The organism is Micromonospora aurantiaca ATCC 27029 (assembly GCF_000145235.1).
In the GTDB taxonomy this organism is placed as follows: Bacteria; Actinomycetota; Actinomycetes; order Mycobacteriales; family Micromonosporaceae; genus Micromonospora; species Micromonospora aurantiaca.
This window is the reverse complement of the sequence record NC_014391.1, coordinates 1,966,880-1,991,245: the sequence shown is the minus strand read 5'-3', so window position 1 is coordinate 1,991,245 and position 24,366 is coordinate 1,966,880. Positions and strand designations below refer to the sequence as shown.

Below are 24,366 nucleotides of genomic sequence, written 5' to 3'. Positions count from 1 at the left end.
GCACTGAGCTTCGGTCAGCGGTGAACCGCAGATCGCAGGTCAGCCAGCAACTCTGGGAGCCGTGACTCCTCGAAGATGCCGTCGATTTCGGGGAGCCAGGGTTCGGCGCCGCGTAGGCGCAGCATCTCGGCGGCGAATCTCCGACCGGCGGTGTCTCGGTCCGCGCTGATCAGGAGCCGTACGCCAGCTCCGGCAAGGCCTTCGAGCAACGCCCACGCGGCCGAGGAGGGGCGCCCGTAGACGCAGACTAGCGGCAGAGTCGCGGTGCCGGGCTCGTCGGCCGCGGCCTCCATGATTGACGGGTTTTCGCACACTCTGACCGTGTGCACGTCGTCGTGGGGACGCCACGCCCCCCTCAGCGACCGGGAGGTCAGCCATAGCGGTTCGCCACGCCGGGCCGCCGTGCTGCTCAGGTCTGCGGCGGGGGAGTCGCCGACGAGCGGGAGTCCGAGGACGAGGACGGTGGAAGAGACCTCGTCGCAGAGGACGCCGAACGAGGCCCAGGTGCGCCGCCAGGAGGTGGCCGTGAGCGCCTGGTCGACGGCTTCTGCCGCCTCGGTTGGTGCAGCACCGGCTGCGGCGAGGAGGCGGGCGGCGAGCCGGCCCAGTGCCTGGCCGCGGTCGAGGCAGTGCGTGTCGTCGAAGAGCGCGTCGGCCAGTTGCGGCAGCGGCCGGTTGTCGCTGGGCAGCGCCTGCCACAACCGGCAGAGTTCGTCCGCCCGTTGAGGGACGTGATCGGCGTTGGCGCGTTCGAGCCACCGTTTCGCCCGGGCGTGGTCGACGGCATGGGCGGGCCAGCCGGCTGCGATCAATGCCTCATAGGCGGCGTTGATCGTGGCAGTGCGGGCGGCGAGGTTGGCGGCGCGTTTGGCTCGCAGGTTGTCGGGTGCTCCGCCGTGCCGAGTGAGGACCGCGACGAGGTCGTCGTCGAGGGCGGCGAGGCCGGCACGGAGGCTGCCGAGGGTTATCGCTTTGGCGGAGGCTTCCCAGGCGACGCCCAGGAGCCGGCCGACCTGAGCGCGTTCGCGTTCGTCGAGTTCGACGGTCAGGCGGACCCGGTCGCCGCCGTGACCGTTCTGCAGCCGTTCACGCGCTGCGGCAAGGACCTTGGTCGGGCCGGTGCCGGTGGCCACCCACCGGTCCGCGGACGCGCTCACCGCACCTCCTCATCATCGTCGGATTCGTTCTCCGGGCTGTCACTGTCGTCGCCGAGGGCAGTGAACAGGTCCGGTGGCATGTCGGCCGGGACCGGTTTCGCGGTGAAGGTCTTGGCGGCCATGTCTGCGATCGGTACCCGTTCGAGGGTGTTGCCGGCCCACAGCATCAGGGACAGGTCGACGCCGGCGGCGGGGGCCGGTGCGCGGGAGACGAACCAGAGGGCGGCAGCTGGTACCTGGACGGTTGCCACGAGCGGGCTGGGCCCGGCCAGCAGGAAGTCGAGGCGGAAGTCGACCAGTAGTTCGAGCATGGCGGCGCGGTTGTCCGGGTCGACACCGACGAACGCTTCGTCGAGCCATAGCGGTCGCGGGGCGATCGGTGACTCCTCGTAGAGGGCGACCAAGGTAGCCAGTAGCGGTTGGAGCAGGGTGACGACCTTGCCGCCGCCGGAGTCGACGCCGTGGACCTGTTTGGTGAACGGCTCGAACTTGCCCTCTCCGACGCGGAAGTCGGCGACGACGTCGAACCAGTTGCGGTAGTCCAGAAGTTCCGCGAGCCGGTCGGTCAGTTCCTCCGGGCCGGCGTTGCCGGCGTCCTGCGCTTCACGGATGCGTTCGGTGAGGAAGACGCGGATCTGTTCCTGCACTGTCTCCGATTCGACGGAGCCGGTCTGCAGGGTCTTCAGGATCTCGAATGCGGCCCGCTGCCCTTCGGCGGGCGTACGACGCAGCCGCATCGTTGTCTTGTTCGCCCCGGTGGGGTGGCGGCCAAGTACGTCGTTGACCAGGCCAAGCAGCCGGATGACGGATTTGAGGCGATCGCGGAGGTGGTCAACGAAGGTCGAGGACAGTAGTTCGGTCAGGATGGAGTTCATCTTCTCGTCGTGGCTACGGGTAAGCCGCACGACAAGGCCGTCGAGGTAGTCGATGGCGTCGGTGGGGCTGAGCTGAGTGCCTGAGGCGTCAACCACGATCGCGACAGCGGTCAGGCCGCCAGCGGCGTCGGGGTCGATGGTGCTGACCCCGCGACCGCCCTTGGATTCGAGCACTGTCCGTAGCGTGGTGAGCTCAGTGCCGAGGGCCTTCTGCAGCGCTGCCTCGACGCGGCGGCCCTTCTCCTCGCTCGTGACGGGCCACTGCGCCGGACGCAGTTTCTGCGCGGCGGTTGTGGCCTGTTCGAGCGCGGCCGCCAGGGTGCGTTCCGGCTCGATGGTGATTCCGCGTGCGGCGGCAAGCCCGGCCTCCACGGGAATCCACCAGTTGTCCAAAGCGCTGTTGAGCCGGTGCTGCGCCGCGGTCAGTTCGTCATCGGCCCGGGACAGATTCTGGCCGGCGAGGACGGCGGCCTCGGAGAGCGCGACGCCCTTCTTGCGGCTGGCCTCGACCCGGCTGTTGAGACTGTCGCGATCGGCAACGAGTTGTTTCACCCGGGCGAGCTGCTCCTGGTCGTCGTCATCGACGGATTGCTCTGCCTGGGTGGCGAGCAGATCCGCCGTTGCGGCGTCCTCGGCAGCTTGCAGGTGCTTCCGCTCCGCCTCCTTGAGCCGGTCCTCGGCGGAAGTCGCCTGACCGTCGGCGGTGCGATGTTCCCGCTCGGCGCCGTGCTGCTTCTCGAGTGCACCGGCGAGTTCCGCGACGGATTCCGCTGCTTTGTCCAGGCTGGCGGTGATCTGATCGAGAAGCTCTTCACTGGAGGGCAGCAGATGCTCGTTGGCGTATCGGAGCATTTCGGTGTTGGCGAGGTTGACCTTTTCGTCAGCTACGGCACGTTCGTCTTGGCGGCGGATCAGACGCTGCTCGGCGGTTTCGAGCTCTTTGTACGCGGTCGCGGAGGCGATCGCGGCCCGGACGACGTCGGCATCTTCCGGAACGGTGCCGGCGGCGGTGAGCTCGTCGACGCGGGCCTGCAGTTGTTCTGCGCGTTCCTGAAGGATGTCGGCTTCCGCACGTGCTCGGGCGGCCTTCTCCCGTAGTTCGGCGACGGTGCGGCGGCGAGCAGCGGCCCGGGCGGCGACGCCGAGCAGTTCGGCACCGTGGCTGCTGCGGGCAGCACGTCCAGCGGCGGTGGTGGTCTGCCAGCGGCCGTCCGCGGCGACGGCTACTGAAGCCTGCAACGGAGTGTTGTCTAGGGTGAAGCCGATCGCGGCGAGGATTTGCTCGGTGGCCGCCCACAGTTCGCCGGCGTCCTCCGCCGGCTGCAAGACCGCCCCCAACGATCCGCCCGTCGCCACTGGGGCGGTAAGCGTCATGACGGTCTCGTCACCGTCGCGGTCGGCGAGCCACAGGCGGTCCGGGCTGACCCAGGCGTCGAGAAGCCCGGCAGCGTCCAGGGCGGCCTCGACGTAATCGATTGTGTCCTGAGCCGTGCCGGGGGCCGGGTCGATCAGCCGCCACAGCGGGGCGCCGTGCGGGCCCGGGAACGCTGGCCGCGGCCGGCGGGTCCAGCGTTCCGGAGGGGTGGGCGCTGGGTCACCCGCGGCTTCGAGGGTGTCGGCGTCCGCGTCATACGTGTTCGCGTCGCTGCGCAGCTGCTCGGCGCGGGTGGTGATGGTGACTGCTTGCCGAGTCAGCGGCAACGTGACCGGATCGAGCCACGTACTACGGATCAGGGATGCCAGCACAGCGGTCGGCTGCGGCGACCGGGCCTGCTCGGTGACCGCGGCGATCCACTGCTCCCGGATCACCGTTGCCGGGGCCTCGGCAGCCAGGGGCAGCGCCCACCGCTCGATACCGTCGGACAGCGCCTGCAACGCCTTCTCCGCCGTCTCGGCGGCCTGCGTGGCAGTGCGCTTACGGCGGTCGAACTCGGCCTGCGCGTCCTTGGCCCGCTCGTCGGCAGTCCCCAGCTTGGCGTTTGCTTCGCCAGCCGCCCGGATCAGCCGCCGCAGGTTCGGGATGGTCTCCTTTCGGGTCTTGATCGCCTTGTTGAGGCGGGTGATTTCGCCCGCCGCGACCCACTCGGATGCCTGGTTCCCCAGACCGGCGGACGTCACCTTGGCCGCCGTCTGTTCGCCCACCGCCCCGGCGCGTTCGCGCGCGTCGGCTGCCGTCTTCTCCAGACGGCCCCGTGCTGCGACGGCACGGTCTCGGTCTTCGCGAGCCCGGCCGGCATCGGCCAAAAGGCCACGGGCACGTTCCGCGGCCCCGTCCGCCTCGCCCCGTAGGCGCTGCGCGTTCAGTGTCCGCTGTGCGGCACCCTTGTAGGCCTGCGTCTGTAGTGCCTGCTCGTAGTCGGCTTGGGCCTGCTTGAACGAGCGGAGGAGGTTGTCGGTGACTTTCTGCTCGGCCGTGAGGTTGTCGCGGGCGGTGTCGAGTGCGCCGGTCGCGGCGCGCACAGCCTTTTCGGCATCCTCAGCGGCGGTGTGTGCGGCGATCAGGTCGTCGCCGCGTAGCCGCAGGACCGCGTCGGCCCACGGCCGCCACCCCTTGGCGAGGTAGTGGGCGACCGCTTCGCGCGCCTCGACCGCGGTGTCCCGGTCGGTGCCCAACTGCTCCACCTGCTGCCAGCCGTCGGCGAGTTCCTCAACCTCTGCGCGGGCGATCGGCGGTAGTGCGGCGCGCATCTGCTCGGTGAACCAGTCCGGGTTCAGCCGTTGGCCCAGGTGCGGGGTCCGCAGCACCTTGAGCATTTCCAGCACGGTGTCGTACCGGTCGGAGTCGGTGAACCCGAACAGGTCCCGGGCCAGCCGGGCGGCGTACTGTTTGCCGTTCTCGCACACGACAAGCCCGTCCGGGGCGCCGAGCTGTGCCGGGACCGCGACTGCCTGTCCTTCGCACAGGGTCAGCCCGTCCCGGACTCGGGCGGTGCCCCGGCACACGATCCAGGTCGGTGGCATGGCCTTCACACCGCGTTTGGCCTGGGCGTACAGCAGGGTCGTGAAGAACTCGGGTTGGCCGTCGTCGGCGATGCGGCCGTACTCGGCCCAGGCCCAGCCGCGGTTGGTGCTGGCTGAGCTGTCGCGCCGGTCGCGGGCGTCATCGGTCGGCTCAACGTAGTACCGGAATGACTTGTCGGACTCGCCGAACGTGTCGACGTACTGCCGGCCGAGATCACCGGCGAGCATGATCAGTGTGGTCAACGCCATCAGCGTCGACTTGCCGGATTGGTTGGCACCGACGAACTGGCCGCGCCCATCAGCGAACCAGTACTCGGCGATGTCGAACTCCCACAGGTTGACGACGCCGGCTCGCAGCCCCTGCCAGCGTGACGATCCGGGCTGAGGCAGGCCACCTGTGGTGACCGCGTCGCGCCACTCGGCCAGTTGGTCGTCGGTCGCGGCCGGTCCGGGCGTCGTCATCGTGGTTACGTCGTCGGGAAATGTCGTGCTCATCGGGGGGTCTCCGCGGGGGTGGTGATCGTGATGTCGGGGTCGCGGTAGCGGGCGGCGACCGGCAAGAGGGTCCATGAGCCGTCATGGGCGACGCGGAGCAGGCCGAGTTCGACGAGCTGCTTCTGCGCGTCATGGCGGATCGTGCCGGGCGCCTGCTTCTGGGCGCTGTTCATGTACTCGCCGCGCCAGGTGACCAGATCGTCGACGACTTCATCGACCTGGATGCTGGTCAGGGTGACCGTCCCATCGCTCTGCCGGGCGCCGTGCCGGCCGGCGATGTCGGCCATCAGCAGCGCCACCCAGTCGGCGGCCCGGGCGCGGGGCCAGTCGACGACCGTCGCGGGACGTTCGTCGTCGGTCAGCACGACCAGCAGGCCTTCGGACCGGGCCTCGATGTGCCCGCCGGTCATGGCGGCGACATCGTGGCTGCGCGGGCCGCGGCGGGCCCGCAACGCGATGGCGTCATCGTCGGACAGATCCGCGTACAACACCACCGGCGTCTCGATCAGCGCCCGCAGCTGCCGGATCGTGCGGGTGGCCACCCATTGCTCCTCACCCGCCGGCTCTGTTGCAAACGCCAACTCGAGGACGTCCGGGCTGGTCAGCAACAGCAGAGCGTCGCGATCGACGGCGTAGCCAGCACCGACGCCCTGCCCGGACTCGGTCCATTCGTCTAGCAGTGACTCGTCGCTGGTGCGCCGGCACAGCACTCCGAACTCCTCAAGTAGCCGGGCGGCGTCACGCAGTAGCTTCCGCTGCGGACGTTCCTCCGGGTCGTACGGTGCGACCTGCACCCCCGGGGCAGCGATCAGGTCCCGGACCATGTCCGACAGCTTCTGCAGCGTGACGGTGCCGCTGGTCTCCTCGCAGCAGGCAGCCAGACAGCACGCCAGCGAGCGGACCCGCCGCGATACCACGTCGGCCGGTACCGGCGGGAACGTCACCGTACCCGCTACCGGAACACGGACAAGCCGCACCGCCCGGCCGACACGCTGCACCCGGTAGCCCAGCCGCTGCGCTGACTCCTTCACTGGTTGCAGCCGCCGTGCCACCAGTCGGTACAGCTCGGCATCGGTGTCCGGCGTGACCAGCGGCTTGGCCAGCAGGCCGACGAACGCGCGTTGTACGTTGCGGGTCTCACCCGAGGTGGTCCCCATCAGACCGCCCGCCCCGCTAGCGTGATGTGCAGCCGAATATCCGGGTGCACCAGTCGGCCTGTCGGAGTAGCAACCACGGCCGTCGGATGGGCAACCGGGGCAGGATCGGCTCGCAGCATCCACCGGCCGTCTCCGGTCATCGCCGATGACACCTGCGACTCGTCCAGCCGGGCCGCAGCGAGCGTGGCGAGCAACTCCAGCAGCATCTCCAGCTCCGGCTCGGTCAAGTCTCGCCATTGCGACAGCCGCAGCCCAGACCGGGCGAGCACAGCCTCTTCCGTACGCGCGCGTGCCGCCTGTTCCTGAGCGGCGGCAGCCCGAGCCGCCGCTCGGGCTTGACTGCGGTCCGGGATCCGGGCCGCGCTTCCGGTCGTTCCGCGTGGCCCTTGCTTGCGGAGCCGTGCCGCCACCGGTGCCGGTTCGGCATCCCAGAAAGAGACCGCTCCCGGATTTCCGGCCGGCGTTGGCCCGGCTCCGGGAAGGTGGCGAGCAGAGAACAGCCCGGTTGCTCGGCACCAGATCTCCCAGCCGGTGGCGTCGTCCTCGGCGGCTTCAAGTCGGCCAGCGAGGGCGAGCAGTTCGGCACGCCGGGATACGTGTCCGCCGACCGCAGCCAAGGTCCGCTGGCCGCGCACCAGCGGACTGATCGTGTCGCGCATCTGCCGACGCAACCGGCGGGCCTGGCTGTTCGAGCCGTCGAACCAGCGCCCCAGTGTCTCGAGCGTTTGCACGTAGGAGGCGGCAAGCCGGTCGAGCGAGGCGCCGTCCGCAGTGGCACCCAGACCGTGGACAGCTACCTGCCGCCACGTCTGCTCCGGCGTCTCGAGTAGTACCCGGACGGTGCTGGCGATTTGATCAGAGTGGGTGTCGATCCCAGCACCCCACATGTCCACATACCGTCGCAGGGTGTCCTGGATCTGAGCCAGCTTGCCCGCATCCGGCGTGCCGGCGAGTGCACCGGCAAGGCGGCCCTGCCAGCCCGCCGCCGCGTTCGCCATCGTCGTCAGGGTCGGGTTGATGACAGCCCATGCCTCGGCCGCCGCCGACGGGTCACCCGCAATCGCACCTCGCAGACGCCCGAGATGGCCGGTCAGCACTGACGGGGCAAGTGTCGCCGCGGCATCGGCTGCGACGTCCTGGCCCATACTGCTGACCGCGCGATGCAGATCGGCAGCGACTTCGGTGAGTTGGTACCGGTCCAAGTTCCGCAGGAAGTCCTCGTCCCGGCGGGCCCGGTCCTGCCAGACCTCGACGACCCTCCACTCCTCCAAGCGACGCATCCGCCGCTCCAGGCTGAACCCGGGATCGTCCACCAGACCTGGATCGGCTCCGGCAGCGGCCAGATGGTCGCGGAGCAGACCCGGCAACTCGGCCGCGGCGATCCCGGTCAACGAGTGTTGCTGTTGTGCCAGCAGCACATCGACGATCAGCCGGTACTGCGCCGCGCGCCGCCCCACCAGATAGCTGGCCTGCACCAAACCACCCGGCAGCCCGGCGAGCTGCCACAGGTCCACTCCTCTACCGGACGGGTCATCGACCTCGTCGGCATCCCGCTCATCCGGATCAGACGAACGCACACTTCCCCCAGGTCACTACGGCGTCCGCCCTCGGCGGAACGCGTCGCGGTCTTTGCTTGCGATGTCTCGCGTAACGCCACGCGACAACCGACTGCAATGACGATCTTGGCAACGGTCACATTGCTGCGCCCATCCCGATCTCCTTGCGGTCGGCCATCGCGCTCGGTGAGCATAGAGGTGCGGTCTGACGCATTCCGCCGTTCGGACAGCCAGTTGAGATCACTGATGAGCTATCCGCCCTCGGCTCGAATCGTGCCTACCCAAATCCGATTCACCTGGCAAGGCGATCGCCGGCTGGCGCAGCAACCCGCCGGCCCAGCTTCGACCCCTCCGCGCGCATGGATCCCTCCGGCTCGGAAGACATCCGATAGTCGTGCCGGTATCTCTACTTGGAGGAGGTGCCGCGGAACTGCCCGACCCACCAGGAATGGGTGATCAGGCCGGTGGGATCGTCGCGACGGACCAGGATCCGCAGGGTCGGGGCGTTTGCCGAGGAGGTGAACACCTCGTCGGCGCGTCGCAGGTCGGCGTGCTGCAGGTGGGGAATCTGCCGGACGTCGGCGAGGTCGTCCACGGTCGCCATCGCCCGGGACGTCGGCTTGCCCAGCTTTGGGATGAGCGCGGCGTACAGGTCGGCGTCGACGTCGCTCTCGGCGAACTCCAGCAGCGGGTAGTACGAGTTCACTGGTGCCCTTGCGCAGAAACACGACGATGCGGCCCCGGTCGGCCATACCGAGGTTCACTCGGGCTGGCGGCAGCCGCATCTGCCGCTGATACGGCGTGGCATTTGTGAGTTGGCCCGGAGGACACCCGGGTCGCGGGAGCACATCGGGAGCACATCGGGAACACCGGAGCTTGTCGGTCGTTGACCGGGCGTCGGCCATAGCTCCAAGGGCGCTGGGGCCAGCAGCCACGATCGATTGCCGACAACCTGCAGGACCCGGCCGTCCCGGCTCGACGGCAGCAGCCCTGTTACGAGCCCGGCATCGGGGGGAGCAGGTTGGGAGCAACGGGGTGCACTGAACGGCACTCAACCGCATCGAACGGCACCCATCGGCGCGCAGCTGCACCCACCCCTGCCTGCGGCTTCGCGTTTTTGCAGGTCAGGGTCGGTGCAGCGTCCTGCTTCACAAGGAGTGCTCCGCGATTTTGCGCACCAGTCGACAGCACTCTATGTCCCCTGGCAGGGGAGTGTGCGCAGGTCACGGCGGTAAGGAGCTGCTGAATCACCTGGCCTTGCAAGTGGGAGCAGATTGGGTGCAGGTTGGCGAAGTGGTCACCGCGCCCGAAGTGCTCACCGACACCGGGCAGAGCCGAGGGCTCTGACCTGCGGTGATGTGGGCAAGCGGTCCGGCGTGACCTCCCAGAGAACTCCGAAGTGGTCAGGGGTAGCTGCTCCCCGCCTGGATCATGCCGACTGTCGTCCTCGGTCCCGCTGATGCGGTTCCCGGGCGTCATGTCGTATCGACATGCGCCTCTGAATGCCGTCCTGGTGGCGCTGGTAAGGCTCGTGGGAGCTGAGACTCGAATCCCACCAGCAACGCGCTGACCTGCGCTTCCTGGGCGGTGACCTCTTCGGCGTTTCCGAATGCATCAGCCTCGAAAACCCGCTCCACAGAGTCGGGGACGTCTACTCACGCCGAGAAGCGTTCACCTCGAGGGCTGTAGGTCGGCGTACGCTGACCAGGTAGGTGCGGTGCGATGGCGCTTGAGGGAGATGCGGGATGGTTGAGCGCGTGACTGCCGACCGGCTGATCCTCGTCAACGTGGTGGGTCGCTGGTTCTACCTGCGGCAGCCGACTTTCATCGGCACCGGGCAGAGCTACTGGATCGATCACGAGACCAGCGAGCTGTGCGTCGACCGTGGTGCTGCCCGCGTTACCCGGCATGCTCGCGTAACCCGGCACGCAGGTTGGATGTGTCGGTAGCTGAGATTCAGGGCTCGATAAGTGTCCGGATCCGCCACGGACGAAGAACGACTGTATGTGACGGCGTAGCTGGATCGATCAGCTCGCCGGAGGGCCTTTGTCGTAGCCGACGTCTGAGCAACCCGACGCGACGCGGACCCGGTAACCCCAGCGCCTCAGGACAAGCGCGATTCTCGTGGCACCGCCCGGGTTGGCGGAATGGACGACGACCACGCCGATGTTGAAGGGGCGGTCGTCGAAGGCGGCCTGTTCCAGGACCTCTATCACCGGCCAGATGGTGTCGTCGCCGCCCAGGTCGTGGTCCAGCCACAGCTCGTCCAGCCGACCATCCCGGTAGCGGGTAAGAAGCTCGACTCCGGCAGCGCTCGTACGGGCCACCTCCGCGCGGCGGCCATCGACGAATGACCGAAGGTCATCGATCAGAGCGATCGCTGGTCGGGCGTCCACCCGGTCATGATGCGCGGGCGCCGCCACGCGTCGCCATCCGGTTTCGCCGGCGAAGCAGGCTCCGAGAGCTGTCGGGGGGGTGTTGCGGTGATCCAGGCCGGCGGCGAAGCCGCGGATTCGGGGCATCCGGCGTGGCGGGCGCGGTTGATTCAGGTGTCGAGGTGCTGCTCGGTGCCCTGGTGGCGAACCAGCCCGGCGGACCCGCGGGCGAGGCCGGCGACGGTATCCAGGTCCGATGAAGTGGCGGGCCGGACAGCGCCCCGCTCCCCAGGGGGGCGGGGTCGGCGGCATACGGGGACGGGCGGATGAGCCGATCTTGTGGCAGTAGCCATCGGCCAGCCTGGAAGGATGTGAGCGTGACAGGTGCGAGTACTGCGGTAGACAGGCTGGCGGCGTTGGTTGGCTGGAGTGGCAGGTCTCCGTACGACCCGGACTGGTCGTCGTTGCAGGCTGCCTTCGGTCACCAGTTCCCCACGGACTTTCGGCAGTACGTGGAGCGGTTCCCTCCGGGCGCTTTCGACTTCGTGCAGGTGTTCCACCCATGCGAGAGCGAATACCGCGAGGACGCGGCTTACTACGTCGACGTACTTCTATGGCGGACCAATCCGGCCAACGGTATCGAGGATTACTACAGGTTCGGCAACAAGCCGGGCGAACTGTTCGCTTGGGGGACGGTCAACGGCGAGCTGGAGCTTTGCTGGGAATTGTCCAGTAAGCCCGCCGACACGTGGACGTGCGTGGTGGCAGACATTCGCGGCCGGACCGGAGAAAGCTATCCAGGCGGCATGTTGGACCTACTGCTGGATGCTCTGGGCGGCACCGGAAGGGTCAGCTTACTGGACTATCTCCGCGAGGTTCTGCCAACTACCTTCGAGCCGTACTCCTGAGATGGGACGGGGTCGGAGGAGGAATCAGCGGTGAGTGAGCACAGCGTGGCCGTGGTCCGGCTGGCTAGCGCCTCGTCGGCGGAGCGCGAGGAGATCCTCGTCGGCGTGCAGGACCTCCTCCTTGCCCGCGGAGTGATTGTCCGCAACGACCCGAACGTCGTCCTGAATGTGACCACTGGTTAAGAAGGCTTAAATGACACCCGCACACCAAGAGTCTGGTGGAGCCCCTCATGATCGAGGGTATGCGTAGGGCTTACCCAGACTCAGGTGAGCGGTCCGCATCTGGTCCGCAAGAGGTCGACGGACGACGGGGGAGCGGTGTCAGATGCCGAGAGGTGTTTCCGCTGCTAGAAGCGCATCCGCGCTGCTCGGCGAGGCGCCCGTCTTGATCTCGTAATGCACATGTCGTCGGGACGGGTCAGGCGGTAGCTTGCCCCCATGCGTGCGGAAGTGCGGCAGGTCCGGTTCCCGGACCTCGAAACTGGCCAGCCCTTCGATCGCGTCAACACCGTGCAGCTCGCCGAGGTGTATGTCGGTGTCGTCGGCGAGCCAGGCGAGGAGCATTACCAGGTCACTGCGTGCACGCCTGCCGCCCTGGTCGACCTGTTGGCCAAGCAATCCTTCCTGCTGGGGCGGCACTGGCTGTTCGTGGCAGAGTTCTCGCCGGCGACGGTCGAGGCAGCCTTGCGCAAGCTGATCGGGAACATCGAGGCGTCCAGCCGCGTCGAGCTCGCTCAGAAGGTCGGTCGGATTGGCCTGTGGGAGTTCGAGGACTACTGCGGCTGATGGCCTGCCGCGCGTCATGGGGGAGGCTCCGCATCCCGTGTCCGGCGCCCACGCGGGCGCGGGTCCTGCGCGACGAATCCAGAGAAGACCGAAGTAGTCAGGGTTCGCTTCTCCCCGCCTGGCTGGTGCCGGCTGTCGGACTGGGGCCGGCCAACGTCGATCACGAGGCCGTGGCGCATCGATGTGCGGCTCTGGGTGCTGTCGTGGCGGCGTCGGTATCCCGCGAGTTGAAACCTGGATCCCACCGGCAGATTTCTGAGCAGGGCTTCCTGTTCGGTGACCTCTTCGGCACGCCCGAAGTTGTCGCCATTCAGGTCGACAAGGAGTTGAGGCATCTGACGCGTCGTCATATCGCTAAGCGGGCAGGTTGCGCCGATCGTTGGGTTCGTCGTTCCGCTGTTCGACGGAGCGTGCCGGGTCGGGTCGACGGCGACAATTGCAGTACGCCCACCTGATGGGAGGTGCTGTGTCACAGTTGCCGGATCAACCTGGGCCCTCAGGCGGGCAGCCGTCTCAACGCGACGGGTTTCCGCCCGTGTGGCGGCCGCCGGTACCGTCGGCATCTCCTGCCGCCGCTTCCCGGAAGCGTCTCAGGCCGTGGGTGATCCTGCTCCTGGTGGCGGTGGGTGTGCTGTTCCTGTGCTGCGCGGGCACAACAACTCTGGCCACGATCGGGCTGGTCATTGGTGACACCTCAACGCCGCAATCCGCTTCGGTTAGTCCGGGCACCCAGCCAGCCGCGTCGTCACGCCGTCCTGATCCCGGTAGCACCGCCGTTGCGCCCACAGCCCCGGCCTCGACGGCTGGTACGCCCTCGACGGCGGGAACCAGTGAGGTGGCGCCTGGACCAAGCTTGCCTGCCTACGAGATCTTCGAGCGACGGGACGTCAGCGCCGGCTCCGGTGCTCGGCGCCTGGCGCTGCGGGCCGAGCTGCGCACCTTCCCGGTCAGTGAGCAGCAGGTTACAGCTGTGGCATCGCAAGTTGTGGAGCGCCATCGGGGGCAAGGTTGGCAAGCACTGTCGATCGTGGTCACCTACGACCGGCGTGAAGTCTTGCCAAGCTACGCGGTGTTCGAGTGGGCACCCGGCGGCCGCTGGTCGGAGGCCGCCACAGGGGATGCGGCGACCTGGCGGGGCTACCAACTCAATGCGGCCACGCTTCGCGAGAAGCTGGCGCAGCCAAACAAGTGCAGGCTTCCGACGGAGCAGGCTTACGTGCTGAATGCCGAGTTCAACCAGGCAACCGAGGACAACGTCGAAGTCAGTGAGGAGGCGGTGTTGTCGGAGATTGCCAAGCGACACAAGATTTCGACTGCTCGGGCAGAGGAACTGGTTGTTGCCGTCGAAGACTGGACGATGTGCTGAGCTGGCAAGACCGACCGGATCAGAACCGATCCCGCGGTGGACGCTGACAGCGCACCCGACCATGTCCAACATCTGGCTAACCGTGACGTGTAGTAGCTGCGAGTTGGCGGCGTCGGAGGTCGCACGTGCATCGTGCTGACGGCGCGATCAGCAGGCGGGTTGGAGGCTGCAACGTCTGCCGCCAGCGTGTCATCCGATGATTGGCGCACCACGACGGGTAGGAGTTCCTCAGGGCGGCGGTCCATGAGGCCCGTTGGCCATTAACTTGCCTTACATTGCCACACGCTACGGGAGTGCCGACCAGTTGCGCGTCGGCCACCTCGAAACGACAGAGGAGCGCCGTGAACGAGGATGCTGTCTACGCCGCCGCCCGCAGGGTGATTGACGCCGGTCTCGCCGGTGACGGGTCGGCCTTCACGCCTGGCCGGGCTGTGTGGACAGCCGAGGCAGCGGATCAGCTGTACACCGGGTTTGTCCGGCAGCCTGACGCGGGCAGGGGCAGCTTCGTCAGGAAGCTACAGGGGCAGCTTGCCGCAGCACCGCCCACGGCGGTACAGCTCATGGGCGAGCTGATCTACCTGCATCTGCTGCTGCCACGCGACATCGGCGGCGCGGCGAAACGTGCCGTGATCCATGGGGCGCTGTCGTTGCTGCCCGAGCCGGTCGAGGTCCCCGCAGACCTTGACGCGGTTCTCGATGCCGGCGTCGTGCGGGCCGGCGCGGCATACATGACGCAGCGGGACCGGCAGATCGCGTGGCTCGTGCGGCTCGTGCAGGCGTGGAAGCAGCTGCCGGCCGACCGTCAGCAGGCGGCCCTACGCGACCCGTGGGCCTTCAAGGACGTCTTGGACAGCATTCCAATCAACAGCGCCTACAGCCAACGCAACGTCCTGCTGAACCTCGCGTTTCCCGACACCTTCCCGCCGGTCGCCTCCCGGCGGCACAAGAAGCTCATCGTGGCCGCGTTCGCTGACGAGCTGTCCCACCCGAGCGGCGACATCGATCGAGACCTGGCGGAGCTGCGGACGGTGCTGTCGGAGAAGGCTGGCACGCTGGTCCACTTCTACCAGCCGCCCTGGGTTGACCGGTGGCGGCAGCAGACCGCGCCGGCTGGCGACGGCAAGGGACCGCGGGGATGGCTGGTACGAGGCGCGAAGGTGCACGGACACAACCTGATCGGCCAATGGCTCACCGAAGGGTTCTGCTCCATCGCGTATCCCGGGCTGCCAGAACTGACGCCCGGCCTGTCGAAGGCGGAACTGGACCAGCAGCTACGCGAGTCGCTGCCGGACTTCTCACCGTCCCAGCGGGGTCTGCACGTGGGGGTGCTCGATCGGTTCCTCAACCGGATGAGCGAGGGCGACATCGTCGTCACCGTCGACGGGCCCAAGGTGTATGTCGGCACCATCACCGGCCCCGCCACCTGGGTGAACACGCGCGACGACCTGTCGAACCGTCGACGAAAGGTTGCCTGGGCGAATCCCGACGCGCCATTCACCCGAAACGAGCTGTCCGCCGAGGCGCGGAGCAAACTGTCCGGTCAGCTCACCGTGACGGACCTCGGCGCCTACGTCGCCGAGTTCGCGGCCCTCGCCGAAGTGGACGACCAGCCGAGGGAGGAGGATGCCGACGATCAGCTCGAGGTGGCCGAGGTGGAGTTGCCCGAGCCGACCGCCGACCTGGCCGACGAGCTGCTGATTGATCGGGAGTGGCTCAGCGAGACGGTCGACCTGCTGCGGGAGAAGAAGCAGATCGTGCTGTACGGCCCGCCCGGCACCGGCAAAACCTATCTGGCCCAGGCGCTGGCCCAGTTCCTCACCGGGCAGGCCGACAACGCCTACCGGCTCGTCCAGTTCCACCCCTCGTACTCATACGAGGACTTCTTCGAAGGCTTCCGCCCCCGGGCCGCCGCCGACGGCGGGGTTGGCTTCGCACTCGAGCCCGGGCCCTTCAAACAACTCGTTGCGGACGCGAAGGACGACCCGTCCCAGGCCTACATCCTCATCATCGACGAGATCAACCGGGCCAACCTCGCCAAGGTCTTCGGGGAGCTCTACTTCCTGCTCGAGTACCGCAACCGCAACATCCAACTTCAGTACTCACCCACCGAAGACTTCGAACTCCCACCGAATGTCTACCTGATCGGCACCATGAACACTGCCGACCGGTCCATCGCCCTCGTGGACGCCGCCATGCGCCGCCGGTTCTACTTCCAGCCGCTGTTCCCCGGCAAGCCACCCCTCGACGGGCTGCTCCGCAAGTGGCTGAAGAAGCACAACCTCCCCGCCGACCGCGCGGACCTACTCGACGAGCTCAACCGCGCCATCGGGGACCGTGACGCCGCCGTCGGCCCGTCCTACCTGATGACAACCCAGGCCGCCAGCGAGAAAGGGCTGGCGAGGATCTGGAAGAACGCCATCATGCCCCTGCTCGAGGAACGCCACCTCGGCGACGGAACCGACATCAACCTCCGCTACGGCCTGGACGCACTCCGCAAACGCCTCAAGCAGGCCGCCGTTCCCACCCCCGTGCATCTGCCCCGCCAACACGCCGGAGACACAGCACAGTGAGGCTCGTCAGCCTACGCGAGCACCAGACGTACGAGTGCGAGCCGACGACTCCTGCCGTCGCCCGGGCGATGGAAGCCACCAAGCTCGTTGACACCTCACTCACCCTCGACGGGCGGCTGTTGCTGCGCTCCGGCTCCATGGTCGGCGCGGCCCGCATCATCGGCGGCGATGAACACGTCGATTTGCACGTACGGCCGAAGATCGGAATCGCTCGGCTGCTGTGGCTGCTCGGCTACGCCCGCGACCCTCGAGGCTGGCGCACCGAGCCCGTCGGCCTGACCCCCGAACACGACCTCGTGCCAGCGATGGCAGTCGCCTTCGCCACCGCCACCTACCAGGCACTAGCCCCAGGCCTGTTGCAGGGATACCGGACCGTCGAGGAGGCCTTGCCGCTGGTGCGCGGCCGACTCCGCGAGGCAGACCAACTGAGAACTCGGCCGGGACTGGCCCTACCCGTCGAGGTGCGCTACGACGACTACGACACGGACATACCAGAAAACCAGATCCTGCTGTCGGCCGTACGCCGCCTGCACCGCCTACCCGGCGTCCCCCCGGCCACCTGCAACGCCCTGCACCGCATCGCGGCCGCACTCGCCGACGTCACCCCCCTCACGGCGGGCGCCCCCATACCCGAAGCCTCGTCCAACCGGTTCAACAACCGCTACCAACCGGCGCTGCGGCTCGCCCGGCTGATCCTTGCTGGCGAAAGCATCGAACACTCCCACGGCTCAACCCTCGCCGCCGGCTTCGTTTTCGACCTCAACACCGTCTTCGAAGACTGGTTGACCACAGCCCTACGACATGCCGTCGAGACACGCTACGGCGGAACCGTCACCGGCCAACACCAGATGCACCTCGACCGTGACCGCCGGCTGCCCCTGGTGCGGCCAGACATCACCTGGTGGCATGGGCGCCAGTGCCTGGCCGTCATCGACGCCAAATACAAGGCACCCGGCAACACCCCACCCCGCGACGACATCTACCAATTGCTCGCCTACTGCACCACGCTCAACCTGCCCCGCGGCCACCTCGTCTACGCATCGGCAGGAGCCGAATCGGTGACCTACCAGCTCACGGGAAGCGGCGTGCACATCGTCGTGCACAGGGTCGACCTGGCGGCCCCTGTCACGCACCTGCACGAGCAGATCGAGAAGGTTGCCGAAGCAATCACAAGCGTCGAGGTCGCAAGCGGCGTCTCAGCGACCCCAACGGCAGGTCCGGATGCGGCAGTCAAGGACGGCGGATACCCATCATGATCCAGCTGGTAGCGGACAGAACCTGGCACGGACTGCCGGCACTCCTCTGCTACCAAGCCTTCCCGCAGATCGGGGGCACGTCGAGGTCGCGCTCGCCGCCCCGGTGCTCGGCGAGTAGCTGCCGACGGATCGAACGCCAGGCGACGCGCTCCTGCCGGCGGGCGAGCTTGCGGTGCGACTGAAAGGTGCAGAGCTGACAGCCGCAAAGGTTCGGAGCCTGAGCCGACGGCTGCCGATAGCAACGAGTGCGGTTCCAATCGGGCGAGGCGAGGAACTCGTCAAGGTCGCAGGAGCCGGAGCCGTGTCGGTGGATGTCGGTAAACCAGCGACGCAACGGCGGATCTCGCTGCTGCACTCGCTCCGGTCGGTGAACGTCGGTACGGGCCATGTGACGAGCGCCTTCGGCCGCCCGCGCACCGTGACCTCTTCGGCGGATCCGGATAGCTCACTTTGCTGGTGCGTCATTGGCGGTTCTGCGTTCGCTGGAGGGCGAGCGGATGGGGTCATGCGACTGCCTTGGTAGTGATCCCCTCTGGTGTGAGGGTGGCGTCGACGGAGAACAGCTTGCCTAGAGAGCTGTAGTGGTTGAGGGTAGTTGCCGCAGCGGGTCGGTAGGACTGCAGGCCTGCGGTGATGCGTTCGAGGGTGTCGTCGTGGCGTTGGACCGGTTCGCCTCCGCAGTGGTCGCAGATGTTGGGGCGTGTGGGGGCGGCGCTCTCGGTGTGCCAGGTTCGGCCGCAGTCGCGGCAGGTGCGGCGGCCGGCCAGGCGGTGCAGAACCTCGGCGTCGGGGCAGGACGAGGTCGATCGCTCGGTCGATCGGTGCGCCGAGGTCTGACAACAGGGTGTCGAGCGCCACTGCGGTGATGGCTTGGTTGGGGGTGCCGTCGAGGACGAAGCCAGCAGCGACGTCGGGTTGGGTGAGGCGGTTGCGGATCATCGAGAGGAGTACCGGTTCCGGCACGAGTTCACCGGCGTTCATGTGCCGCAGGGCCTGGAGCGCGGCCGGGGTACTCGCCCGAATCTCGGCTTGGACAATGTCCGCCAGGCTGATGCAGGGAACGCCGAGACGCGCGGCGATGGTGCTGGCGATGGTCTTCCGGTCGGAGCCGGGTGGTCCGAGAACGGCCAGGCGCATCGGTGCAGCTTATCGCTGTAGCGGCGGATGATGAGGGTGTCGAATCGACAGCCGTCGTTGCAGCTTTGATCGGCCCATGCTCCGTGACCGCTTCGGCGGCTCCGACGGTATCGACTCGTGGACTCACTCGGTCGGCCTCGGCGCACTGTCATAGCCGATGAGCGGGTGCTGATGACTCCGATTCGGAAATTCTTGAGGCTCGAACAGTAAGGTTGAAGCGGGTGACGGGATCAGGTCCCGTGAGCCGGGCTAACTAGCCGTCAACGATCGCCCTCGCTTTCAGCCGAGCGGTCCTCACGGCGGGCGTCCTCGCGGTAAGACCGGCTCAGCCCGTCGAGCAGCGCTCCGGAGCGAGGCCACCTGCCGCGTACACGGTCTGCCGTCGCGGTGTACTGATCGGCGAGCGCACGCTCCTGCGCTCCGCCGTCGTAGACACCGCGGCCTGTAACGCCCCGCTGGTTCATCTTGGCGACAGCGAGATGTCGGTCGAGGTCTGTGTCTCGAAGGATCTCAAGAACGTCGCGGACCGGTTCGCTGGGCCAGGTGCCGTCGTCGTCGGTGAGGGCGCCGGATAGCGCACTGCCTAGGACGCGCGGCAGCACGTGAGCACGGCCGGACGCAGTGAGCTTCTCGCGTACCGATTCCACCCACCGCAGCATGTCCTCGGTGGTCGGCAGGTGCCCATCGACAGACCCCGGGAGCGGTCGGCGCCACTCACGCAGGACGGCCCAGGCGGCGGTGGACGCCCGTGACGACGCCGTGTGGTCCGTCGTCTCTCCGTCGGCTGGCTCGCCGTCGCCTGATGCCGCGCCGGTGTGCAGGTCCGGCGGGTACAGCAAGGACACGAGGTTGACAAAGCGGGCGGGATTGCGGGCGAGCTCTCGGTGCAGAGCGATCGGCCTGCGGCTGTGGTCGAGAAGCGGCTGGTAGAACCACTCGAGGTCTGCGAGCAGATTGTCATCCGCGCCGGCTTCCTCGAGATTGTCGAGCAGGCGTCCGATCGTGTACTCCGGTGACTGTGCGCGCGAGATGTCTTCGGTCGCCGCGAGGGCCGGCGCCATCAGTGCCTGGATAGCCAGGTCGCGGTCGGCGCAGGCGCCAACGTCGCTGAGCAATTCGCTCGCCGTCCACGCGCGGCCGCGCTCGAGGAGGCGCCGCACAACTGTCGGCGTCAGGTCGTCTGAAACTCCCAGCGGCTGCATGTCGCGCCAGAACTCGTCTTGCGTGTCCGCCTCCAGGCCGTCCACGAGCGTCAGCAGAGCCTCGTCGATCGCCGCGGTCCGGCACAGCGCTGCGGCCTGCGCGGGCCTGGCGACTACCGTGCCAGCGAGCCAGCTTGCGTCCTCCCGTTGTCGGTGCGCCGCCAGACCCGCAGCCATGGCGTGCAGGGGCTGCGACGAGCCCGTGAGATGCTCGAGGACCATTGAGTCATGGGCGGCCGTAACTGCAGCCAGGGCGTCGCCGACGGCCGCCGGCAGCTTTGACGCCTCGGCCAGGCGAAGGACCGCTGGGAGCCCGTCCCTGAGGCGGCGTCGGACTGCTTCAGCCCTCGCGGACGCGAGCGCCTCCAGATCGGCATCCTCGCCGTTACGGTTGAGCCCACGTCGAAAAGGCCGCCATGAGAACAGCTCGGCATCGTCGGGGTGACTCCCCGGGAGGGCGTGGGCATCCAGGAACGCCTCAAGGGCCTTGAGTGCTTGGCCGGGCAGCGCCCAGCCCGCGTCCGGGTGCCGGCGATGCATCGCGACCCGCTCGGCGAGGCTGGCGAGGACGGTGCGACGGCACTCCTCCTGCAGATCGGGCCATGCGGCCTCGGCTGCCTTGAGTAGCGCGAGCCTGCCGGTCTCCCGGAACCGGTGGACGAGAGCGAAGGCGGCGGCGAGCCGGTCCGGGTCGCTGCCGGCATCATCGGCAATACGTAAGGTCAGGGCGTCCAGCGCGTCGCCGGTGTCGCTCATGGTCGCCTGCGCCGGCCGCGGCCAGTCTCGGAACTTCGGGCCGCTGATCATCCCTGGGTTGGCGTGGCTCACGAGGTCGAGCGCGAGCCGCCAAGCCGCCGCCGGCGCGACTCTCCGGACGGCGTCGAGCGCAGCGACACACGTCGCCCCGTCGCCCGCACCTTGCGGTACGTGCAGGTGCAGGGCGGCAGCGAGAGAGGCGCTGGGCCGGTTGGCGAGCCGCCCACCCGGGTCCTGATCGGCGAGGCGGCCCAGCACGACAGCTACCCGAGACAGCAGTGCAGACGACCAGGCCAGGCTCTCCAGCGCCCACAGCAGGGAGCAGTGGGCGCTTTGACCGCCGAGCCCGAAGTCGCCGGACGTCTCGGCGAACAGCGACATCACCGGCGTGTCAGTTTCATCAAGGGAATGCTCGACGCACGCTAGGAAGCCCTCAGGCGACGCCTCAGCCAGCAGCGGCAGTAGATCAGCTACCGCATGCCAACGCGCGGCGTTGGCGTCCTGGAGCAACTCGCGGACGACCCGGGACGCGCGCTGCTGACCGGTGACACCGCCGGGAAGCTCACGGTCGCCGACGACCGCGCCGAGGATCACCGCAGTCGTGGCCATCCCACGGCGCAGCGTGCTGGAGTGCCGCCGGCGCGGCGCGCCTGTCTCGCTGAGCCAACCAGCGATGCGCTCGCGTGCGGTAAGCCCAGAAGCGGGGTCGCTCTCGCCCAGCACGCCCGGCGCGAGCGACTGGAACGCATCGAGATCCTCAGCCGTCAGCGCGTGATTCAGGGCGTCCCACGCATCCACCGGATCGGCGAACTCCCACCGGCGGTCCCTCAAGAGCAGTGGTGCGTCCTCACCTGACGTCAGCGTGCTCAGGTCCCGGGCAGTCGCCCGCCAGCCGCGGTCGGTCAAGCTCTGCAGCGCCTCTAGATCGCCCTGAACATCGTCGGCCCAGGCACCGGCGAGCAGCAGCGGAGCAAGCAGGTTCGCCGTGGCGTCCGAGGCCCACCGCGGCTGGCGAAGCCAACCGGGACGGCCAATGCGCCGACGCAGCGATGCCAGACTCCGTCTCGCCGCTCGTCCGTACTCGTCGGCCCGGTCGTGATCAAGTCCCGCAGCAATCCATGCCTCTCTTGCGAGGTGCCGGTGTAGCCGTGGAAGCCGATCATCGGCGGGCCGGCCGGCGCGAGGCAACACGACGTGGTGACCGGCACGGAGGCCGTCGCCTATCTCAGGCTCGGCGAACACCGGCACGAGCACCATCGGACTCTCGTGAGCGGCCACCCGCCGCCATGCCCGCATGTCCTCGACGACGAGGGCCCGTTCCAGGAGCGCTTCGAGTCCGGCCGGTGCGCCGGTGGTGCGAGCTAGACCCATTGCGGCGTCACCCTCCTCCGCGATGGGCGGTCCGACGAGCTCGCCCAGCTCCGTATCATCAACAGCGCCAAGCGGATCCTCCGACCCGCCTGCCCTGTCCACCGGCGAATCAGACATCTGGCGTGACACGATGCTCACGTCCTGTGGCGGCTCCGCCATCAGGCTGGCCGCGACGAACGCTACGGACTCGTCTCGGCTCGCCGAAGCCACCACCTGCTCGACCGGTTTGGCGCGGAGCCGGTCCCGGAGGCTGCGAACTCGGTCGTCGCGCCCCGCCAGTAGCAGCGCTGCCGGAATGGCCGGTCGCGTGCGCTCGGCCCAGTTTCGATACCAGTCGCGAAGACCGATCACGCCGTGCGGATCCCACCCGAGCTGCTCGGACGCCAGCCACCGGTGCACTCCAGGGCACAGCGCAAGCCACGCAGCAAGATCCTCCGCGTCGACCACCCGGATACCCGCCCAGCCATCGCCGTCCTCGGTGCGGCGATCGACCCAGCGCTGCGCGCCGGGCCACCGCCGACTCGTGACGAACACGAAGACGACACCTGCGCGCTCGTCCCGGGTCGACCCGTCGACCCGCTTCCGGTAGTCGCGCTGCGCCTTGTCCTCGGGGTCGCGGCCCGTGCCCAACTCCCAGACCGAGCGGCCGAACGGCAGGAACGGCGGCGCACCAGATGGACTTGTAACCTCGCCATCAAGGCCGGGCAGCCCGACGGCCTCGGCGGCGGGCATGCGCAGCGTCTCCGGAGCAGCCACCGCGAGGATGAGGCGCCGGACCAACGTCGGCAGGTGCTCGCGCGAGTCGTTGCGCTCCGACCACTGTTCCAGATCGGTCGCGGTCAGCAACTCGGTCATCGGACCTCCCTTACCGTCCCCAAGATAGAACGTCCGGACGACAGTTCCGCTGCCGCGACGCTGCCTCCGCCTGATTGGCTTAGATCATTGAAAGAGGAGCATCTGATCGTTGACCTACGACGGCAGATAGAGGCTCGATGGCCGCGGCCCTTCGGATGACCATCGCTTGGCGGGCGGAGCCGGCCGGATGGTCAGGGCGGCAAGACCGCCGGGCACTCCGAGAGCTTCCAGCGCGCGGTCGAGCCATGCCGGTTCATCAGCGCACATCTCAGCCATGAGGAGATACTGCCCCGGCACGGCCAAGCGACGGTGAACGACAATGCTTTCGCGCATCAGGCCACCTGGCAACGTCCGGCGAAAAGCTACACCACGGTGGCCGACATGATCGATGTCGTTACTGGGAGTGCCGACTCGCTGCTGGCCGGAGGTGAGGACCACACCCAGGACATGCGGATGGGCGTCGAACAACGGGTCCAGGGCCCGGCGAAGTGCCTCCTCCTTACGCGGCAGAGAGTCCTGGGCAAACGCGGAGAGCGGCCACAGGGCACCGGCGTCCTCCAACCACAACCAGGCTGCTCCAGCTGACTCCGTCTTGACGGCTTTCGCCACAAGCGCACGCAGCAGACGAGGGCCCTGATCCGCCGCCCATACCGGGCCAGAGACCACCGTCCCTGCCGGCGCCGGGCCGGGTCGCACGGTGAGAGTCGCATCTTCCAGCGCAACCTCGACGATGGCGCTGTCTGCCGCGGACTTCTGCGCGGCGGAGCTCACGGCTTCCCGCCACTGATCGGTGGGCTCGTGTGGCAGTTCGCCGTCCCAGTGCACCCCGTGCCGATGCTCGAGCTGCCGGAGAAACGCTTGCGCCTGTTCCACCTGCTGGTTGTACTCCAGGAACTTCTTGTCCGGCCCGAGCGTCCGCAACTCAAGGAATACGTCGCTGCTGGCGCGAACCGCCCGCAGGTCTCCCGGGCCGCCTTGGGGCTTGCTGGGCTCCAGCATCACCCTGGCGCCGGCCACCTTCGCCTGCACCGCGAGCCTCGCCAAGGCAAGGTGGTGGCGGAATTCGTCGGCGACAGGGTTCGCTCGGAGGTTTCGGCGCAGATGGCCGACGCCCGGCGTCGCGGCATCAACCAGGTACTGCAGACGCGCCCACAGCCCCACCACGGTTTCGAAGGCACCAATGCCCATCAACGAGGCGAAGTATGGCCCCATGGTCGGACCAGCTACACCGTTGGCGGGCCGCACGGCCTTGTGCAGCCAACCTGGCCCGAAGAACGCTTCGAGATCATCTATCATGCGAGACGCCGTCTCACGACCCAGTGGTGTCAGGTAAGTAGCCTCTGCCGGATCACCGACCGCGATGGACCAGTCGAGCTCACGGCGGCCTGCCTCTACGTCACGCCATCTGTCGTTCACAGGCCAAGCATTCTCAACGCCGCCACCGATTTTCCGTCGCCCCAGCCCCGGGAGCCTCGGTCACATTCAGGCCGCGGCTCCTTATCGACCTAGTTATCGCTCAGGCCGTGCGGGAGCGCGCGGCGGTCGGATCACGTCCGGCGCCAACGCGCGCGAGAGCCAGACAG

The 24,366-nt window shown here is 68.0% G+C and carries 17 protein-coding genes and 1 pseudogene; 8 read left to right on the top strand and 10 right to left on the bottom strand.

The features are described from left to right. Window positions 1-14: 14 nt before the first annotated feature. The 5 genes from MICAU_RS09390 to MICAU_RS09370 form a co-directional block, all read right to left on the bottom strand. Entirely contained in the window at window positions 15-1,157 is a 1,143-nt protein-coding gene (locus MICAU_RS09390; RefSeq protein ID WP_013285063.1) for a TIGR02679 domain-containing protein, read from the bottom strand. Further along, window positions 1,154-5,488 carry an SbcC/MukB-like Walker B domain-containing protein gene (locus MICAU_RS09385; protein WP_013285062.1) on the bottom strand — a complete coding sequence of 1,445 codons (4,335 nt, stop codon included), beginning with the start codon at window positions 5,486-5,488 and terminating at the stop codon, window positions 1,154-1,156. Before MICAU_RS09385 ends, MICAU_RS09390 begins: the two co-directional genes overlap by 4 nt. Continuing rightward, window positions 5,485-6,645, bottom strand: a complete 1,161-nt coding sequence (locus MICAU_RS09380; protein WP_013285061.1) for a TIGR02678 family protein — start codon at window positions 6,643-6,645, stop codon at window positions 5,485-5,487. The genes MICAU_RS09385 and MICAU_RS09380 overlap by 4 nt, the downstream gene beginning before the upstream one ends. After that, the gene (locus tag MICAU_RS09375) at window positions 6,645-8,159 is read right to left on the bottom strand and encodes a DUF2397 domain-containing protein (protein ID WP_244879739.1); all 1,515 of its coding nucleotides are present in this window, start codon (window positions 8,157-8,159) and stop codon (window positions 6,645-6,647) included. Before MICAU_RS09375 ends, MICAU_RS09380 begins: the two co-directional genes overlap by 1 nt. A gap of 448 nt (window positions 8,160-8,607) precedes the next feature. Beyond that, the gene (locus tag MICAU_RS09370; protein WP_013285059.1) at window positions 8,608-8,907 is read right to left on the bottom strand and encodes a hypothetical protein; all 300 of its coding nucleotides are present in this window, start codon (window positions 8,905-8,907) and stop codon (window positions 8,608-8,610) included. A gap of 1,039 nt (window positions 8,908-9,946) precedes the next feature. On the opposite strand from MICAU_RS09370, the gene MICAU_RS09365 reads away from it, so the two are divergent. Then, window positions 9,947-10,150, top strand: a complete 204-nt coding sequence (locus MICAU_RS09365) for a hypothetical protein (RefSeq protein WP_013285058.1) — start codon at window positions 9,947-9,949, stop codon at window positions 10,148-10,150. Between the two features lie 78 nt (window positions 10,151-10,228). Here the strand turns inward: MICAU_RS09365 and MICAU_RS09360 are convergent, their stop codons facing one another. Beyond that, complete coding sequence (locus MICAU_RS09360; RefSeq protein ID WP_041799227.1) at window positions 10,229-10,597, bottom strand: cyclic-phosphate processing receiver domain-containing protein; 369 nt, start codon at window positions 10,595-10,597, stop codon at window positions 10,229-10,231. 356 nt (window positions 10,598-10,953) lie between these two features. Here MICAU_RS09360 and MICAU_RS09355 point away from each other — a divergent pair, with 356 nt between their 5' ends. The 7 genes from MICAU_RS09355 to MICAU_RS09335 all read left to right on the top strand — a co-directional run bounded on the left by MICAU_RS09355 (window position 10,954) and on the right by MICAU_RS09335 (window position 17,462). Beyond that, window positions 10,954-11,484, top strand: coding sequence for a hypothetical protein (locus MICAU_RS09355; RefSeq protein WP_013285056.1), 531 nt, complete (start codon window positions 10,954-10,956; stop codon window positions 11,482-11,484). Between the two features lie 30 nt (window positions 11,485-11,514). Continuing rightward, entirely contained in the window at window positions 11,515-11,667 is a 153-nt protein-coding gene (locus MICAU_RS32440) for a hypothetical protein (RefSeq protein ID WP_013285055.1), read from the top strand. 255 nt (window positions 11,668-11,922) lie between these two features. After that, a complete protein-coding gene (locus tag MICAU_RS09350; RefSeq protein ID WP_013285054.1) occupies window positions 11,923-12,270 on the top strand; it encodes an immunity 8 family protein in 348 nt (115 codons plus the stop codon). 203 nt (window positions 12,271-12,473) lie between these two features. After that, on the top strand, window positions 12,474-12,725 hold the full coding sequence (locus tag MICAU_RS32435; protein ID WP_145755798.1) for a hypothetical protein: 252 nt from the start codon (window positions 12,474-12,476) through the stop codon (window positions 12,723-12,725). Window positions 12,726-12,871: 146 nt separating this feature from the next. Further along, window positions 12,872-13,636 (top strand): hypothetical protein, encoded by a 765-nt coding sequence (locus tag MICAU_RS09345; RefSeq protein WP_145755799.1) that lies wholly within the window; start codon window positions 12,872-12,874, stop codon window positions 13,634-13,636. Between the two features lie 341 nt (window positions 13,637-13,977). Further along, window positions 13,978-16,206, top strand: a complete 2,229-nt coding sequence (locus MICAU_RS09340) for an McrB family protein (RefSeq protein WP_145755800.1) — start codon at window positions 13,978-13,980, stop codon at window positions 16,204-16,206. A 68-nt stretch (window positions 16,207-16,274) separates the two neighbouring features. Continuing rightward, window positions 16,275-17,462: an McrC family protein gene (locus MICAU_RS09335; RefSeq protein ID WP_083791358.1), complete on the top strand. Its 1,188-nt coding sequence runs from the start codon at window positions 16,275-16,277 to the stop codon at window positions 17,460-17,462. A 503-nt stretch (window positions 17,463-17,965) separates the two neighbouring features. Here the strand turns inward: MICAU_RS09335 and MICAU_RS33655 are convergent. The 4 genes and pseudogenes from MICAU_RS33655 to MICAU_RS09325 form a co-directional block, all read right to left on the bottom strand. Continuing rightward, window positions 17,966-18,229 (bottom strand): adenylate kinase family protein, encoded by a 264-nt coding sequence (locus tag MICAU_RS33655; RefSeq protein ID WP_425311445.1) that lies wholly within the window; start codon window positions 18,227-18,229, stop codon window positions 17,966-17,968. A gap of 34 nt (window positions 18,230-18,263) precedes the next feature. Continuing rightward, window positions 18,264-18,599 (bottom strand): annotated as a pseudogene (locus tag MICAU_RS33650) (adenylate kinase family protein); the annotation flags it as partial. A gap of 260 nt (window positions 18,600-18,859) precedes the next feature. Next, window positions 18,860-22,783, bottom strand: a complete 3,924-nt coding sequence (locus tag MICAU_RS09330) for a hypothetical protein (RefSeq protein ID WP_013285049.1) — start codon at window positions 22,781-22,783, stop codon at window positions 18,860-18,862. A gap of 114 nt (window positions 22,784-22,897) precedes the next feature. Continuing rightward, window positions 22,898-24,079, bottom strand: coding sequence for a hypothetical protein (locus tag MICAU_RS09325; RefSeq protein ID WP_013285048.1), 1,182 nt, complete (start codon window positions 24,077-24,079; stop codon window positions 22,898-22,900). Window positions 24,080-24,366: the final 287 nt, after the last annotated feature.

What these genes read in the sequence shown, in the direction of transcription:
- MICAU_RS09385 (WP_013285062.1), bottom strand. Translation starts at nt 5,488, where the DNA reads ATGAGCACGACATTTCCCGACGACGTAACCACGATGACGACGCCCGGA.
- MICAU_RS09380 (WP_013285061.1), bottom strand. Translation starts at nt 6,645, where the DNA reads ATGGGGACCACCTCGGGTGAGACCCGCAACGTACAACGCGCGTTCGTC.
- MICAU_RS09365 (WP_013285058.1), top strand. Translation starts at nt 9,947, where the DNA reads ATGGTTGAGCGCGTGACTGCCGACCGGCTGATCCTCGTCAACGTGGTG.
- MICAU_RS09350 (WP_013285054.1), top strand. Translation starts at nt 11,923, where the DNA reads ATGCGTGCGGAAGTGCGGCAGGTCCGGTTCCCGGACCTCGAAACTGGC.
- MICAU_RS09335 (WP_083791358.1), top strand. Translation starts at nt 16,275, where the DNA reads ATGGAAGCCACCAAGCTCGTTGACACCTCACTCACCCTCGACGGGCGG.
- MICAU_RS09330 (WP_013285049.1), bottom strand. Translation starts at nt 22,783, where the DNA reads ATGACCGAGTTGCTGACCGCGACCGATCTGGAACAGTGGTCGGAGCGC.
- MICAU_RS09325 (WP_013285048.1), bottom strand. Translation starts at nt 24,079, where the DNA reads ATGATAGATGATCTCGAAGCGTTCTTCGGGCCAGGTTGGCTGCACAAG.